This window comes from Methylobacterium frigidaeris (assembly GCF_022179185.1).
GTDB classification, from domain to species: Bacteria; Pseudomonadota; Alphaproteobacteria; order Rhizobiales; family Beijerinckiaceae; genus Methylobacterium; species Methylobacterium frigidaeris.
Genome location: NZ_BPQJ01000015.1, coordinates 146,203 through 160,840, shown reverse-complemented (window position 1 = coordinate 160,840; position 14,638 = coordinate 146,203). Strand labels below are relative to the sequence as shown.

At 72.3% G+C, this 14,638-nt stretch carries 15 protein-coding genes and 1 pseudogene; 11 read left to right on the top strand and 5 right to left on the bottom strand.

The window, feature by feature from the left end:
- Positions 1-205: 205 nt before the first annotated feature.
- A complete protein-coding gene (locus tag MFF64_RS17375) occupies positions 206-808 on the top strand; it encodes a cation efflux transmembrane domain-containing protein (RefSeq protein WP_099907268.1) in 603 nt (200 codons plus the stop codon).
- A 92-nt stretch (positions 809-900) separates the two neighbouring features.
- Here MFF64_RS17375 and MFF64_RS17370 read toward each other — a convergent pair whose 3' ends face one another.
- Positions 901-1,371: an RrF2 family transcriptional regulator gene (locus MFF64_RS17370; RefSeq protein WP_207768226.1), complete on the bottom strand. Its 471-nt coding sequence runs from the start codon at positions 1,369-1,371 to the stop codon at positions 901-903.
- 402 nt (positions 1,372-1,773) lie between these two features.
- Here MFF64_RS17370 and MFF64_RS17365 point away from each other — a divergent pair, with 402 nt between their 5' ends.
- The 7 genes and pseudogenes from MFF64_RS17365 to MFF64_RS17335 all read left to right on the top strand — a co-directional run bounded on the left by MFF64_RS17365 (position 1,774) and on the right by MFF64_RS17335 (position 10,200).
- Positions 1,774-2,010, top strand: coding sequence for a DUF6894 family protein (locus MFF64_RS17365; protein ID WP_099907266.1), 237 nt, complete (start codon positions 1,774-1,776; stop codon positions 2,008-2,010).
- A 189-nt stretch (positions 2,011-2,199) separates the two neighbouring features.
- Positions 2,200-3,201: a cytochrome-c peroxidase gene (locus MFF64_RS17360; protein WP_099907264.1), complete on the top strand. Its 1,002-nt coding sequence runs from the start codon at positions 2,200-2,202 to the stop codon at positions 3,199-3,201.
- A 713-nt stretch (positions 3,202-3,914) separates the two neighbouring features.
- Positions 3,915-4,961 (top strand): annotated as a pseudogene (locus MFF64_RS38605) (methyl-accepting chemotaxis protein); the annotation flags it as partial.
- Between the two features lie 105 nt (positions 4,962-5,066).
- On the top strand, positions 5,067-6,929 hold the full coding sequence (locus MFF64_RS17350; RefSeq protein ID WP_099907260.1) for a glycoside hydrolase family 15 protein: 1,863 nt from the start codon (positions 5,067-5,069) through the stop codon (positions 6,927-6,929).
- 118 nt (positions 6,930-7,047) lie between these two features.
- A complete protein-coding gene (gene metG / locus MFF64_RS17345) occupies positions 7,048-8,595 on the top strand; it encodes a methionine--tRNA ligase (protein ID WP_099907258.1) in 1,548 nt (515 codons plus the stop codon).
- Positions 8,592-9,377, top strand: a complete 786-nt coding sequence (locus MFF64_RS17340) for a TatD family hydrolase (RefSeq protein WP_238191706.1) — start codon at positions 8,592-8,594, stop codon at positions 9,375-9,377. The genes metG and MFF64_RS17340 overlap by 4 nt, the downstream gene beginning before the upstream one ends.
- A 13-nt stretch (positions 9,378-9,390) precedes the next feature.
- Complete coding sequence (locus MFF64_RS17335) at positions 9,391-10,200, top strand: MBL fold metallo-hydrolase (protein WP_238191703.1); 810 nt, start codon at positions 9,391-9,393, stop codon at positions 10,198-10,200.
- On the opposite strand, the gene MFF64_RS17330 is transcribed toward MFF64_RS17335, so the two are convergent.
- The 4 genes from MFF64_RS17330 to MFF64_RS17315 all read right to left on the bottom strand — a co-directional run bounded on the left by MFF64_RS17330 (position 10,167) and on the right by MFF64_RS17315 (position 12,531).
- On the bottom strand, positions 10,167-10,553 hold the full coding sequence (locus MFF64_RS17330) for a cupin domain-containing protein (protein WP_099903875.1): 387 nt from the start codon (positions 10,551-10,553) through the stop codon (positions 10,167-10,169). The two genes, MFF64_RS17335 and MFF64_RS17330, sit on opposite strands and share 34 nt — an antisense overlap.
- Positions 10,543-10,770: a hypothetical protein gene (locus MFF64_RS17325; protein WP_099903879.1), complete on the bottom strand. Its 228-nt coding sequence runs from the start codon at positions 10,768-10,770 to the stop codon at positions 10,543-10,545. The genes MFF64_RS17330 and MFF64_RS17325 overlap by 11 nt, the downstream gene beginning before the upstream one ends.
- Positions 10,771-11,050: 280 nt before the next feature.
- Positions 11,051-11,662 carry a 2-dehydro-3-deoxy-6-phosphogalactonate aldolase gene (locus tag MFF64_RS17320; RefSeq protein WP_099903873.1) on the bottom strand — a complete coding sequence of 204 codons (612 nt, stop codon included), beginning with the start codon at positions 11,660-11,662 and terminating at the stop codon, positions 11,051-11,053.
- Complete coding sequence (locus tag MFF64_RS17315; RefSeq protein WP_099903871.1) at positions 11,653-12,531, bottom strand: 2-dehydro-3-deoxygalactonokinase; 879 nt, start codon at positions 12,529-12,531, stop codon at positions 11,653-11,655. Before MFF64_RS17315 ends, MFF64_RS17320 begins: the two co-directional genes overlap by 10 nt.
- A 130-nt stretch (positions 12,532-12,661) precedes the next feature.
- On the opposite strand from MFF64_RS17315, the gene MFF64_RS17310 reads away from it, so the two are divergent.
- Genes MFF64_RS17310 through MFF64_RS17300 form a run of 3 tightly spaced genes read left to right on the top strand, consistent with a single transcriptional unit; the run spans position 12,662 to position 14,629 of the window.
- Positions 12,662-12,949, top strand: a complete 288-nt coding sequence (locus MFF64_RS17310) for a homogentisate 1,2-dioxygenase domain-containing protein (protein WP_099903869.1) — start codon at positions 12,662-12,664, stop codon at positions 12,947-12,949.
- On the top strand, positions 12,949-14,271 hold the full coding sequence (gene fahA / locus MFF64_RS17305) for a fumarylacetoacetase (RefSeq protein WP_238191701.1): 1,323 nt from the start codon (positions 12,949-12,951) through the stop codon (positions 14,269-14,271). The genes MFF64_RS17310 and fahA overlap by 1 nt, the downstream gene beginning before the upstream one ends.
- 37 nt (positions 14,272-14,308) lie before the next feature.
- Positions 14,309-14,629: a Rieske (2Fe-2S) protein gene (locus MFF64_RS17300; RefSeq protein WP_238191699.1), complete on the top strand. Its 321-nt coding sequence runs from the start codon at positions 14,309-14,311 to the stop codon at positions 14,627-14,629.
- Positions 14,630-14,638: the final 9 nt, after the last annotated feature.

Genomic DNA, 14,638 nt, shown 5'->3' with positions numbered 1-14,638 from the left:
GCGCCGGCGCTGATGCGCCGGTCGCCTTCGCGTCGATGCGAAGGCGCGAGGGTATGAGCACCCGACTTTGACAGCGCCGCCCCGGCATACCGGGGCGGCGCTCGTCGTTTCGGGACCGCCGGTCCGGCGGTGGACGGTCCCCTCTGGCCGGGCGCGTGCGACCGGGGCATAGACGCCGCGTGTTCCGCTCCGCGAGGCCCGTCCCGTGACCTCCTCCGACACCGATCCCGCCCTGCGCAGAACCGTGCGGCGCGTCGCCCTGCTCAATCTCGGCTATTTCGGGGTCGAGGCGGCGGTGGCGGTGGCGATCGGCTCCGTCGCCCTCGTGGCCGACAGCGTCGACTTCCTGGAGGACGCGGCGCTCAACCTCCTGATCGTCGCCGGCCTCGGCTGGCGGCCGGCGGCGCGGGCGCGGCTCGGCACCGTGATGGCCGGCATCCTGCTGCTGCCGGGGCTCGCGGCGCTCTGGACCGCCTGGCAGAAGATCGGCGCCTTCGCGGCCCCGGCGCCGGTGCCGCTGACCCTGACGGGGCTCGGGGCGCTCGCCGTCAACCTCGCCTGCGCCCTGATGCTGGCCCGCCACCGCGAGGGGCGCGGCAGCCTGACTCGGGCGGCCTTCCTGTCGGCCCGCAACGACGCGGTCGCCAACCTCGCCATCGTGGCGGCCGGGCTCGTCACCGCCGCCACCTTGTCGCCCTGGCCCGACCTGGTGGTCGGCCTCGGCATCGCGGCGATGAACGCCGACGCCGCCCTGGAGATCTGGCAGGCCGCCGCCGCCGAGCGCCGGGCCGCCCGGGACGCGGCCTGACGCCTTATACCCTGGCGCCGTCGCATCAGCGCCGGCGCCCGTTCGGGCTTGCCTGGTACCTACGAACGCGTCCGTTCGAAGGTGCGGCGGTATTACGGGCCGGGATCCGCCTCGCGCGCGATCAGCTCCCGCAGGGCTGCCCCGGTCCGCCCGGCGAGGACGTCCGCGAGGGTGAACCGGTCGAGCTCGCGCACGAAGCTGCGCTCGGCGGCGTCGAGCGCGTGCTTGAGCAGGCAGCGTCCGGCGAGCGGGCAGGGGCCGCGCCCGCACTCGACGAGGCAGCCGAGCCCTTCCAGTTCCGCCACCACGGCGCCGAGCCGCACCTCCACCGGCGGGCGGGCCAGGCGCACGCCGCCGGCGCGCCCCTGCCTCGCCTCGATGTAGCCCGCGCCGGTGAGCCCGCGCGCCACCTTCTGCAGGTGGTGCAGCGACACTCCGAAAGCGCGCGCCACCGCCGGCGTCGTCGTCCAGCCGCCGGCCTCCACCGCCGCGAGATAGAGCAGCAGGCGCAGCGACAGGTCGGTGTAGAGCGAGAGCCGCAGGGCGCTGTCCTTCCTTCGCAAGTCGCCGGTGCGAGTCGCCTTCGCAGGACGTCGCCCGGGCCGCGCCCACCCATCGGGCGTCCTGATCGCGCGGGGCTCCCTAAGCGCCAGCCTACAGCAAGTCGGTTCGGGGGAGAACGGCGCGCACGGTTGTATCGCAGCCGAGCGAGTTCGACCGGCGCGGATGGCGGATGGCGGATGGCGGGGGCACCGTGACGTCGCAAGCACCGGCCGAGCGCGGCATAATCTGGTAATTGTCGTACTTGTTTGTGACGAGAGGGAAATTCGGATAAGATAAACATTTGCGAGAGCGCTGCTTGCCGCTGCGTCCTAGGGAACCGTCACCGGGGCCCCGATCGGCAGGGCCTGTCGGTGGGTTCCGAGATTCGGTCCGGAGATCCTCTCACACCATTGGGGCAACCCGTGCCGCACTACTTCTTTGACATCAACGATCACGACCTGTCGCACCGCGACGACGAGGGCAGCGAGTGGCCGAACCGCGAGGCTGCTCGGGCACATGCCATGCGGGTCCTGGCCGACATCGCCCGCGACGAGGCCCGCCGCCAGGACCGGCTGCACCTGTTCGTGACCATCCGCGACGAGCGCCGGACCGTGCTCGCCATCGCGTCCCTGGCCGTCGCCTGCACCTGGCTGGACTGAGCGCGGACTTCCGGCGACCGGTTTCCAGGACACCGCACCGCCCGATCAGTTCCCGCGCAGCGCGTCGCATGTCTTGGGTCAGGCCTTCGAGACACAAGGGAATGCCGATTTTAAACTTTTTTTCATGGCGATATTCTAATCACGGGAGGGGCCGTGCCGACGGCATCTAGGGCACCTCTCGGGATCACGATGAAGCTCAGGGTCTTCACGCTCGCCGCCATCCTGCTCGGCGGGGCCGCCGCATCGGCGGAGCCGGATATCGCCGCGCTCAAGGCGCTCCATCGACGGCCGGCCAGCATTCCATTTCCCGAAGCCGCGCCCTATTCGCCGCAGCTCGCGACGCTCGGGAAGATGCTGTTCTTCGATCCGCGCCTGAGCGGGATGCAGAACCTGAGCTGCGCGAGCTGCCACAACCCGTCCTTCGGCTATGAGGTCCCGGTGCCGGGCGCCATCGGGGCGACCAACACGCCGCTGGGGCGCAAGGCGCCCACCATCCTCAACGCCGCCTGGATGCCGGTGCTGTTCTGGGACGGGCGCGCGCCCACCCTCGAGGCGCAGGCGCAGGGGCCGATCACCGCCGCCGTCGAGATGAACGGCAAGTTCCCGGAGATCGTCGGTCGCCTGAAGGCGATCCCGGACTACGACGCGCAGTTCCGTCGCCTGTTTCCCGAGACCGGTGCGAGCCGCGAGGCCGTGCTGACGGCGATCGCGACCTACGAGCGAACGGTGGTGGCCGGCTGGGCGCCGTTCGACCGCTGGGTCGAGGGCAGCGAGGACGCCATCACCCCGGCGGCCAAGCGCGGCTTCGCGCTGTTTGCCGGCAAGGCGCGTTGCGCCGCCTGCCATACCGGCTGGAACTTCACCGACAACAAGTTCCACGATCTCGGCATCCCGACCCGGGACCTCGGCCGGGCGGGGGTCGCACCGGACGAGCCGGGCGCGCGCCACGCCTTCAAGACCCCGGGCCTGCGCAACCTGACCTACCGGGCGCCGTTCGGGCATGCCGGGCAGTTCGCCGATCTGGAGGCGATCCTGGCCTTCTACGAGAGCGGCGGGATCGACCGGCCGTCGAAGTCGCCCCTGATGCACCGCTTCGAACTGAGCGCGCCCGAGCGCCTGGACCTCCTCGCCTTCCTGCGCTCCCTGACGGCCGAGCAGACCGAGACGGCCCTGCCCAACCTGCCGAACTGAGCGTCCCCTACTCGACGCCCACGCGCCGTTGCCGCTCGCAGCGGCGGCGCCGCAGCGAGAGCGTCGTGAGCTGCACCGAGCCCCGCGCCGCCTCCCGGATCCCCGCGATGTCGATCAGAACCAAGCTCCTCCTGCCGCTCCTCGGCTTCCTCGTCGCCGGCGGCGTGCTGGCGGGCCTCGTCGGCTGGCAGGGCATCGCCGCCGTCGGCCGCCTCGGCACCGTCACGGGCCTCAGCCTCGCCTCCGGAGCCGCGGGCGAGGAGGCGCGGATGCGCTTCGCGCGTGCCGAGCGGATCCTCGCGCGCGTCCTGGCGATGACCGATTTCCTCGACCACGGGACGATCGAGGCCGGCTTCCGGGCCGAGACCGCGGGCCTCGCCGCTGCCCTCGACCGCCTCGGCGCGACGGTGCAGTCGGAGGAGGTCGGCGCCCTGGTGCGGGCTGCCCGGACCGAGACGGCACGCTGGCAGCGCGATGCCGAGGTCCTGCTCGGCTTGGCCCGGTCGCGCGAGATCCCGACCCAGGAGGCGATGAACCGGCGTAGCGCCACCCTGCGGGCCGGCCTCGACGCCGTGCGCAGCGCCGCTGGCCAGGACGCGGAGATGCGGGCCGCCGCCACCAGGGCCGATCTCGAACGCGAACTGACCCTGATGCTCCTCGCCGGCGCCGTGCTGGCGGCAGCCGGATTCGGCGCGGCCCTGGTGATCGCCCGCAGCGTGTCGCGCCCGCTGGTGCGCCTCGTCGCCGATGCCGATCGGCTGGCGGCCGGCGACCTCGCGGTGCGGTTCGTCGGGCTGGAGCGCCGCGACGAGGTCGGCGCCGTGGCCCGGGCGGTGGCGGGATTCCGCGACGGCATGGTCGAGCGGGCCGCACTCGCCGCCTCCAACGCCGAGCAGGACCTGCTCGTGGAGCGCGGGCGCCGGGTCGAGGCGCATATCCGCACCTTCGAGGCAGGGGTGCTGGCCGCCCTCGATCAGGTCGACGCCACGGTCGCCACCATGGCGGGATCGGCCGACCGGCTCAGCACCGTGACCCGCGACATGGAGCGCCAGGCCTCGGGCGCTGCCGGCACCTCGGAGCGGACCCGGACCCATGTCGAGGGCGTGGCGCAGTCGGCGTCCGCCCTGACCCGGGCGGTAGCGGCGGTGGGCCGGCAGACCGACGAGACGGTCCAGCGGGTGGCCCAGGCGAACGCACAGGTGAGCGCCGCCGACGGCGCCGTGGCGGGCCTCGCCGGGGCGGCGCAGCGGATCGGCGATGTGGTGGCGATGATCGCGGGCGTCGCCGGCCAGACCAATCTTCTGGCGCTCAACGCCACGATCGAGGCGGCCCGGGCCGGCGAGGCCGGCCGCGGCTTCGCGGTGGTGGCGGCGGAGGTCAAGGAACTCGCCGGCCAGACCGCGAGAGCCACAGAGGAGATCACCCGCCAGGTCGCCGGCATCCAGTCCGCCACCGCGGGCGCCGTCGCGGTGATCCGCGGCATCGGCGGCGCCGTCGACGCGATCGAGGCCATCGCCGGGGAGACCTCCCGCGCCATCGCCGAGCAGCACCGGGCCGCCGACCAGATCGGCCGGAGTGCCGAGGCCGCCGCCGGCCTCACCGCCGAGACCGACCGTGGCATCGACGGGACGGCGACGGGCCTGCGCGGCACCGTGGCGGCGATCGCCGGGGTCGGAGAGGCTGCCGCCGCCGTGCATGCCGAGACGGCGCGCCTGCGCGGCACCATTCACGACTTCGTGGACCGGGTCTCCGCGGCCTGACCTCCAGGGGACCTGATGGTGCGGCGCAAACCGTCGCGCCCCGAAACCGCGCCACCGGACGGTACGTTACCCCCGCGCTTTAACTTGTGTTGACAGCGAGGCGACGTGACGGACCGGCCGATCGAGGACTACGCCGTCATCGGCGATACTTGCACGACGGCGCTCGTCGCCCGGGACGGATCGATCGACTGGCTGTGCTGGCCCTGCCACGACAGCCCAGCCACGTTCCTGCGCCTCCTCGACGAGGACAAGGGCGGCTTCTGCGACCTCGTCCTCGACGGCCTCTCCGAGACGCATCGCCGCTACCGACCCGGCACCTGCATCCTGGAGACCACCTTCGTCACCGCGACCGGCACCGCGCGGCTCACCGACTTCATGCCGATCCATCCCCTGGAGGCGGTACCGGAGGAGGGACCGGACGGCGATCCGCGCGGCCGGATCGTGCGCCTCCTCACTTGCGAGGCCGGCACGGTGACGGGGCGGTTCCGCGTGCGCCCGACCTTCGACTACGCCCGCGACGGCGCCGCCCTTGAGTCCGAGGCGAACGGGACGGTCCTGTGCCGGCGTCTCGGCGCTGCGGAAGGCGTGCGCGTCGCGGCCTCGGTGCCGCTCGCCATCACCGGCGACCGGGTCGAGGCGGCGTTCTCCCTGAGGGCCGGGGAGGGGGCGTCGCTGGTCCTCGCCCACCGGGAGGACGACGACGGCGATGTCGGTCGCGCCGAGGAGAGCCTGTCGGCGACGCATGACTACTGGGAGGAATGGTCCGGTCGCTGCACCTATGACGGGCCGCACCGGGACAGCGTGCTGCGCAGCGCCCTGGTGCTGAAGCTTCTGACCCACGCGCCCTCGGGCGGGATCATCGCGGCCGCCACCACCAGCCTGCCGGAGGCGGTGCCGGGCACCCGCAACTTCGATTACCGCTACGTCTGGATGCGGGACGCGAGCTTCACCGTCACGGCCTTCGTCAATCTCGGCTACGTACGCGAGGCGGCGGAGTTCCTGCGCTTCCTGCGCGACGCCGACCAGACCCGCGGCCGCGACCTCAAGCTGATGTACGGCATCAACGGGCGCGTGCCGGAGGAGGAGATCCTCGATCACCTGCGCGGCTGGCGCGGGGTCGGACCGGTGCGGATCGGCAACGCGGCCTCCGGCCAGCACCAGTACGACATCTATGGCGAGTTCCTGGTGGCGCTCCACGCCTTCCTGGACGCCGTCGGCTACGACCCGCCGGTCAAGGTCAACGACCACCTGCCGGAGGCGCTGGGGCACCTCACCGACCACGTCATCCGCTGCCGCCACGCCCCCGACCACGGCATCTGGGAGTTGCGCGACGAGACGCGCCAGATCCTGCACACCAAGGGCATGCTCTGGGTCGCCCTCGACCGGGCGGTGCAGATCGCGCAGGCCGTGGACGTGGCGAGCCCGGATCGGGTCGAGGAATGGCGCAGGGTCGCGGCCGAGATCCGTGCCGAGTACCACGAGAAGGGCTGGAGCGAGCGGGTCGGGGCCTACACCCAGTCTTACGGCTCGGACGACCTCGACGCGGCGGTCCTGCGCACGGTTCTGTTCGGCGCCTTCGACGCCCATTCGCCCCGGGTCGCCGCGACGCTCGAAGCGGTGAGCGCCGGGCTCGGCGACGGCGACCTGATATACCGCTACCGCAACGGCGACGGCTTCGAGCACCCGGAGGCGACTTTCGCGGCCTGCGCCTTCTGGCGCGTCGGCTGCCTGGCGCTGGCCGGGCGTACGCACGAGGCCGAGCCCCTGTTCGCGCGCCTCTTGACCCGCGGCAACGACCTCGGGCTGTTCGCCGAGGAGATCGACGCCGCGTCCGGCGAGCAGCGCGGCAACGTCCCGCAGGGCTTCACCCACATGGCGATCATCAACCACGCGGTCCGGCTCGACCGGGCGGCGCTGCACCGGGAAGCGCGCACCGACGAGCCGTGCCAATGGGCGGTGGGGGCGTGAGCAGCGGCGGAAACGCATCCGGAGGGGTGGGCACCGCTGCCCGAATTTGCTCTAAGGCTCGGATGGGCGCGCCCGTGGGCGCTCCGACCGATCCGAAGCCAAATCCGGGAAACCTGTCGTGGCGGGCGAGCCGTACTTCATCACCACCGCCATCTCGTACCCCAACGGGGTGCCGCATATCGGGCACGCCTACGAGGTGATCGCCGCCGACGCCATCGCGCGCTTCAAGCGGCTCGACGGCTTCGACGTGTTCTTCACCACCGGCACCGACGAGCACGGGCTCAAGATCCAGCAGACCGCGACCAAGGCCGGGATCAGCCCCCGCGCCTTCGTCGACGACATGGCGCCGCGCTTCCGCGCCATGGCCGAGCGGCTCGACTGCTCGTTCGACCGCTTCATCCGCACCACCGACGCCGACCACATCGCCTCCTCGCAGGCGCTGTGGCGCCGGATGGAGGAGAACGGCGACATCTATCTCGCCAAGTATGCCGGCTGGTACTCGGTCCGCGACGAGGCCTATTACGACGAATCCGAGCTGGTCACGGCGCTCGACGGCAGTCGCCGGGCGGAGAAGACCGGAACGCCCGTCGAGTGGGTCGAGGAGGAGAGCTACTTCTTCCGGCTCTCGGCCTATGCCGAGCGCCTGCTCGCCCATTACGAGTCCCATCCGGACTTCATCGGCCCGGACACGCGGCGCAACGAGGTGGTGAGCTTCGTCCGCTCCGGCCTGCAGGATCTGTCGGTCAGCCGCACCACCTTCGACTGGGGCGTGCCGGTGCCGGGCAATCCGGCCCACGTGATGTACGTCTGGGTCGACGCGCTCACGAACTACATCACCTCCTGTGGCTTCCCGGACGAGGCCGACCCGCGCTGGCGCCACTGGCCGGCCGACCTCCACGTCATCGGCAAGGACATCATCCGCTTCCACGCGGTGTACTGGCCGGCCTTCCTGATGTCGGCCGGGCTGCCGGTCCCCGAGCGCGTCTTCGGCCACGGCTTCCTCCTCAACAAGGGGGAGAAGATGTCGAAGTCGGTCGGCAACGTCGTCGATCCGGTGGGCCTCGCCGACACCTACGGCGTCGATCCGCTGCGCTACTTCGTGCTGCGCGAGGTGCCGTTCGGCCAGGACGGCAGCTACTCGCACGAGGCGATCGTCAACCGCCTCAACGCCGACCTCGCCAACGATCTCGGCAACCTCGCCCAGCGCTCGCTGACCATGATCGCCCGCAATTGCGGCGGCCAGGTTCCGAAGGCGGGCGAGCCGTCGGCGGCCGACCGGGCGCTGCTCGCGCTCGCCGACGCACTGCCGGAGAAGGCGAGGGGGCTGATGCAGGATCTCGCCCTGCACGCGGTGCTGGCCGAGATCTGGGCCGTGGTGGCGGAGGCCAACCGCTATTTCGCCGGCCAGGAGCCCTGGACCCTGCGCAAGACCGACCCGGCGCGGATGGAGGCGGTGCTGTACACCACCGCCGAGGTGCTGCGGGCGGTCGGCATCCTGGTCCAGCCCTTCATCCCGAGCGCCGCCGCCCGGCTCCTCGACCTCCTGGCGGTGGTGCCCGAGGCGCGCAGCCTCGCCGATGTCGGTGCGGACCACCGGCTCGTGCCCGGCACGGCCCTGCCGGCGCCGAGCCCGATCTTCCCGCGCTACGTGGAGCCCGAGGCGTGAGCCTGGTCGACAGCCACTGCCACCTCGACTCGCCCGGCCTCGCCGAGCGGCTGCCCGAGGTGCTGGCCCGGGCGAGGAGCGCCGGGATCGACCGCATGGTGACGATCTCGACCCGGGTGCGCCGGTTCGAGACCTACCGGCGTTTGAGCGAGGCGCATCCGGAGGTGCTGTTCACGGTCGGCACCCACCCGCACCAGGCGGCCGAGGAGCCGGACGTGCCGGCGGACGAGATCGTCGCCCTGTCGCGCCACCCGCGCTGCATCGGCATCGGCGAGGCGGGGCTCGACTACCACTACGACTACGCGCCGCGGGACGTGCAGCAAAAGGTCTTCCGCACCCACATCGCGGCGGCGCGGGAGAGCGGGCTGCCGCTCGTCATCCACGCCCGCGAGGCGGACGAGGACGTGGCGGAGATCCTCATCGAGGAGATGGCCCGCGGCGAGTTCCGGGCGGTGCTGCACTGCTTCTCGTCGGGGCGGCGCCTCGCCGAAATCGGCGTCGAACTCGGGCTGTACGTGTCGTTCTCCGGCATCGTCACGTTCCGCAACTCCGACGAGATCCGGGCGATCGCGACCGCCGTGCCGCGCGAGCGCCTGCTCGTCGAGACCGACGCGCCCTATCTGGCGCCCGTGCCGCACCGGGGCCGGCCGAACGAGCCGGCCTTCGTCGCCGACACCGCACGGGTGCTGGCCGAGACCGTGGGAATGACCCCCGACGACCTCGCAGGCCTCACCACCGACAACTTCTACCGCCTGTTCGACAAGGCCGCCGCGCACCGCTGAGGGTTTCCACCACATGCCGACCCTGACCCTTCGCATCCTGGGCTGCGGCTCCTCGGGCGGCGTGCCGCGGGTCGGCTACGGCTGGGGCGCCTGCGACCCGGCCGATTCGCGCAACCGGCGCCGGCGCTGCTCGCTCCTGGTTCAGCGCCGGGACGCCGAGAGCGAGGCGACCACACTCCTCGTCGACACCTCGCCGGACCTGCGCGAGCAGCTCCTCGACGCCAGCGTGACGCGCCTCGACGGCATCCTGTTCACCCACTCGCATGCCGACCACACCCACGGCATCGACGACGTGCGCCCGCTGGTGATCCACATGCGCCGGCGCATTCCGGTCCATGCCGACGAGGACACCTCCGCGCTGCTGCGCGCCCGCTTCGCCTACTGCTTCACCTCGCGGCCGGGCAGCCTCTACCCGCCGATCCTCGACCTGCACGCCCTGGAGACCGGCGCGCCGGTAACCGTCGAGGGCCCGGGCGGGCCGGTGACCGCCACGGCCTTCGCCATGGAGCACGGGCCCGAGGAGAAGGCCCTGGGTTTCCGCTTCGCCGACGCGGCCTACGCGCCGGACGTCAGCACCATGCCGGAGGCCGCCAAGGCTCGGTTGCGCAACCTCGACCTCCTGATCATCGACGCCCTGCGCGACACGCCGCATCCGACCCATTTCTCGGTGCCGGACGCCCTGGCGCTGATCGAGGAGGTGGCGCCGCGTCGCGCCATCCTGACCAATCTCCACACCGACCTCGATTACGAAGCCTTGAGCCGGCGCCTGCCGCCCGGGGTGGTGCCGGCCTATGACGGGCTCACGGTCGAGGTCGACGGCTGATCCGCCGGCTGAAGATGGACCGCGAGCCAGACCGTCGGTGCGTGCGGATCCGTCCACTCGACGCGATGGCGGAGATGCGCCGGGATCAGCAGGTGGTCGCCGGGAACGAGCTGCCGCGGCTCCGGCTCGCCGTGCAGGTGCAAGCCGGCCGTGCCGGTGAGCAGCACGACCCACTCGTCCCAGGGCTGGTCGTACCAGAAGCCCGGCGGGCTGGCCTGGCCGGTGGACACGATCCGCTCGATGCGGGCCCACGGACCTTCAGCCAGGATGTCGAGGGTCTCGTCGGCCCCGGGTGTAGCGGGCAGGCCGGCGAAGAGGTTGGCGGTCGGCGGATGCGCGGGATCAGAGGCCATGCTTCGCCCGGATCGCTTCGACCTCCTCGTCGCCGGCGAACCCGCCCCGGGCGGCCTGTTCGAGCGACCTGGCGAGAGAGGCCTTGTCCTCCGGGGTGAGAGCGACCGGCTCCGACGCGGCATCGACCCGCACCGGCATGGCGCAGGCGATCGTGTCCTGCGTTTCGGGCGGGAGTTCGCGGAGGCGTGCGATCACCCGTTCGGGACAGTCGGTCATGGTGCCATGATGCACGGGGTCCGCGTCCGTCAGAAGGGGAACCCCAGCGTTTCGGACGCGATGCAGCCCACGCCGGACGCCCCTGACCAGCTTCGATGTTCCATAACCTACCTTATGCGAATCGCGCTTGTAGGCGCAAAGTCGGAATGTCCCACCTGAGCCAAGTAGGAATGGCACGCTCCCCTGTTTTGCGGAACGCGGGAGGTCGCCATGGGGTGGGGCCTGATGAGCGAGCGGGAGTTGCACCGGGTCGAGGTGCGGGGCCGCCCGCCCGCGGTGCTCAGAGCGCGGCAATCAGGGCCTTCGCCTTGGCGGCGACCTGCTCCGGCGTGTCGCCGGGCTTATAGAGCGAGGAGCCGCAGCCGTAGCCGCTGGCCCCTGCCTCGCGCCAGGCCGGGAGGCTGCGGGCATCGACGCCGCCGACCGGGAGCAGCGGCGTGCCCGTCGGCAGCACCGCCCGCAGGGCTTTCAGCATCGGCGGGCCCCCGGCCTCGGCCGGGAACAGCTTGAGCGCGTCGGCCCCGGCATCGAGCAGCCCGAACGCCTCGGCCGGGGTCAGGAAGCCTGGCATCGCCACCATGCCGCGGGCTTTGGCGGCGCGCACCAGGGCCGGATCGGCATGGGGCGTGACCAGGAGGCGCCCGCCAGCATCGGCCACCGCCTCGACCTCGGCCTCGCGGCGGAACGTACCGGCGCCGACGAGCGCCCGGTCGCCGAGACGGGCCGCCAGCCGGCGCACGCTCTCGATCGGTTCGGGCGAGTTGAGCGGCACTTCGAGGATCGCCACGCCCGCCGCCACCAGCGCCTCGCCGATGGCCTCGACCTCGTCCGGCCGCACGCCGCGCAGGATCGCCACCAGGGGGCAGCGCGAGAGCCAGCCCGTCACATCCATTCGGTTCTCTCCCCGATCAGCGCCAGGCCGCGGGCGGCGGAGTCCGGATCGCCCGCAACCGCCTCGCCGCCCCTGAGGGCGATCGCCCGGCCGTAGAGCGCCATCAGCGGCCCGGAGCCGACGAGGCGCACCAGCGCCGGTTCGGTCATCGCGCCCGCCACGTCATGCCCGATCAACAGGCCCGACAGGTAACTCGCCGCGTCCTCCGGCGCGAGCCGGCCGAACAGCCCAAGGGCGCGGGTGCCGAACAGGTGGTGGAGCAGCCCGCCGTCGTCGGCCGAGCGGGCGACGCCCGCCTCGAAGGCCGGGCCCGGCTCCGCCGACCCGGTCATCATCCGGCCGAGAATCGTGTGGCCGCTCAAGGCCGCGAAGGCCTCACCGGTCATGCTGGTGGTGAAGCCGGCGATGCGTCCGCCCGCGACCCGCACCCATTTGGCGTGGCTGCCGGGCAGGCAGATCAGCGCGTCCTCGTCCCCGCGAGCGAGCGCCCCGAAGACCTGGACCTCTTCCCCGCGCATCACCTCGGGGGTTCCGGACGCGTCCTCGGCGCTCAGGCCCGGCACCAGCCGCACCGTCGCACCCGCGAAGGGCACCGGCACGACGGCGCCCGCCAGCGCGTCGAGCCCCGCCGGGCAGGCGAGGTACGGCGCCTCCTGCCAGCCCTGGCGGCTGCCGACCATGCCGGAGAGCAGCACCCGGGTCTCGCCGGCCGCCAGCCAGTCGCCGACCATGTCCGTGAGGGCCGCCGGAAAGCCGCCCTCGGGCACCCGCAGGATGCCCCCCGTGCCCTCACGCCGCGCCAGGACCGCCCCGTCCGGCGCGAGCCGGTACGCGCGGGCACTGCTCGTTCCCCAATCCACCGCGATCATGCCCGATGCTGTGCCTCAGGGCCGGCCCGAGCGCAACCGCCCCTCCGCTTGACGCCGGTTCCGGCCGCTCCTATCGAGGGAAGAAAGTTGCATCCGAAACCAATCGACAGGGCAGGAAAGGGTCGCCGGCATGACCGTTCAGGCGTTGTCCGGGCTTCGTCCCGCCGCCACCGGCTTCTGGTTCACGCCGGGCGACTTCTCGGGCTTCGGCGACGCGAAGACCGGCGGCGGCTTCGAGCCGAGCGGGGCGTCGCTGCACGACACGCTGCCGACGCACGGGCCGGATGCCGTCGCGCTCGAGAAGGCGTCGAGCGTGGAGCCTGAAGCCGCCGGGACTCCGGCTCGGCAGGCGGATGACGGGACCTGCGGGCGCAGGCTGGTGAAACATGTCGATCCGAGCCGGGCGGAGGCGCGGTGATGCGGACCCCGACCCGGACGGGTCTCGACCACACGCACGACCCTGCCGTTCGCTGCTGCGTGCCGGGTGCCGACGGGCATCCGGACTTCCCGATCCAGAATTTGCCCCTCGGGGTGTTCTCGCTCGCCGACGGGGCGAAGCGGGCCGGCGTCGCGATCGGCGATCATGTCCTCGATCTGCCGGCGGCGCAGGCGGCGGGGCTCCTCACCGGTGAGGCGGCGCGGGCGGTGGCCGCCGCCGAATCCGGCGATCTCAACGGGTTGCTCGCCCTCGGCGCCGGCCCGCGGCGTGCCCTGCGCGACCAGCTCTTCGCGCTCCTGCGGGCGGAGAGCCCGGACTGCGAGCGGGTGCCGCCGCTCCTGCACGCGGCGTCGTCCTGCACGCTGCACCTGCCGGCGCGGATCGGCGACTACACCGATTTCTTCGTCGGCATCCATCACGCCACCCAGACTGGACGGCAGCTCCGGCCCGACCAGCCGCTGCTGCCGAACTACAAGCACGTGCCGGTGGGCTATCACGGCCGCGCCTCGTCGATCCGGCCCTCCGGGGTGCCGGTGCGCCGGCCGCATGGCCAGGCGAAGCCGCCGCATCGCGATGCCCCGGTCTTCGGCCCGTCGCGCCGGCTCGATTACGAGCTGGAGCTCGGGGTGTGGATCGGACCCGGCAACGAACTCGGCGCGCCGGTTGCGGTGGGCGAGGCCGCCGGGCAGGTGGCGGGGTTCTGCCTGCTCAACGACTGGTCGGCCCGCGACATCCAGGGCTGGGAGTACCAGCCCCTCGGGCCGTTCCTGGCAAAGAGCTTCGCCACCACGATCTCGCCATGGATCGTCACTCCCGAGGCGCTGGCGCCGTTCCGCATCCCCCAGGCGCAGCGGCCGGAGGGCGATCCCGCTCCCCTGCCCTACCTTCTCGACGAGGCCGACCAGGCCGGCGGCGCCCTCGACCTCGCGCTCGAGATCCTGCTCGCGACCTCGGCTTCCCGCGAGGCCGGCTTATCCCCGCACCGGGTCGCGCGGTCCAACGCCCGGCACATGTACTGGACGGTGGCGCAGATGATCGCCCATCATACGAGCGGCGGCTGCAACCTGCGCCCCGGCGACCTCCTCGGCACCGGCACGCTGTCGGGCCCGGATCCGGAATCCTGCGGCAGCCTGCTCGAGACCACCCAGGGCGGCAAGGCACCGATCCGCCTCGGATGCGGCGAGGAGCGCCGCTTCCTGGAGGACGGCGACGAGGTGATCCTGACGGTGCGCGGTGTGCGCGAAGGCTTCGTGCCGATCGGCTTCGGCGAATGCCGGGCGGAGGTGCTGCCCGCAACGTGACGCGACATCCAGGGTTTCGCATCATGACTTCGCATCCATGACCTGGCATCCGATCGCCGATCTTTCGGAGTTCGAGGACCGCTCGGTGCTGGCCCGCGAGGCCGGCGGCGTGGCCCTCGCGCTCTACCGCGTCGACGGCGCGGTCTACGCCACGCAGGGGCATTGCACCCATGCCGGCGTACCCCTCACCGGGGGCGAGGTGGTGGAAGGCTACATCGAGTGCCCGGCGCATTACGGCCTGTTCGAGATCGCCACCGGCCGGGCGCAGGGCGGGCCGGTCTGCCGCGACCTCACGACTTATCCTGTCAGGGTCGAGGGGACCCGGGTGTGGGTCGAGATCGTGCCGGGTGGTGACTGAGCACCCGCC

What these genes read in the sequence shown, in the direction of transcription:
- MFF64_RS17360 (WP_099907264.1), top strand. Translation starts at nt 2,200, where the DNA reads ATGAAGCTCAGGGTCTTCACGCTCGCCGCCATCCTGCTCGGCGGGGCC.
- MFF64_RS17335 (WP_238191703.1), top strand. Translation starts at nt 9,391, where the DNA reads ATGCCGACCCTGACCCTTCGCATCCTGGGCTGCGGCTCCTCGGGCGGC.
- MFF64_RS17330 (WP_099903875.1), bottom strand. Translation starts at nt 10,553, where the DNA reads ATGGCCTCTGATCCCGCGCATCCGCCGACCGCCAACCTCTTCGCCGGC.
- MFF64_RS17325 (WP_099903879.1), bottom strand. Translation starts at nt 10,770, where the DNA reads ATGACCGACTGTCCCGAACGGGTGATCGCACGCCTCCGCGAACTCCCG.
- MFF64_RS17320 (WP_099903873.1), bottom strand. Translation starts at nt 11,662, where the DNA reads ATGGATGTGACGGGCTGGCTCTCGCGCTGCCCCCTGGTGGCGATCCTG.
- MFF64_RS17315 (WP_099903871.1), bottom strand. Translation starts at nt 12,531, where the DNA reads ATGATCGCGGTGGATTGGGGAACGAGCAGTGCCCGCGCGTACCGGCTC.
- MFF64_RS17310 (WP_099903869.1), top strand. Translation starts at nt 12,662, where the DNA reads ATGACCGTTCAGGCGTTGTCCGGGCTTCGTCCCGCCGCCACCGGCTTC.
- fahA (WP_238191701.1), top strand. Translation starts at nt 12,949, where the DNA reads ATGCGGACCCCGACCCGGACGGGTCTCGACCACACGCACGACCCTGCC.
- MFF64_RS17300 (WP_238191699.1), top strand. Translation starts at nt 14,309, where the DNA reads ATGACCTGGCATCCGATCGCCGATCTTTCGGAGTTCGAGGACCGCTCG.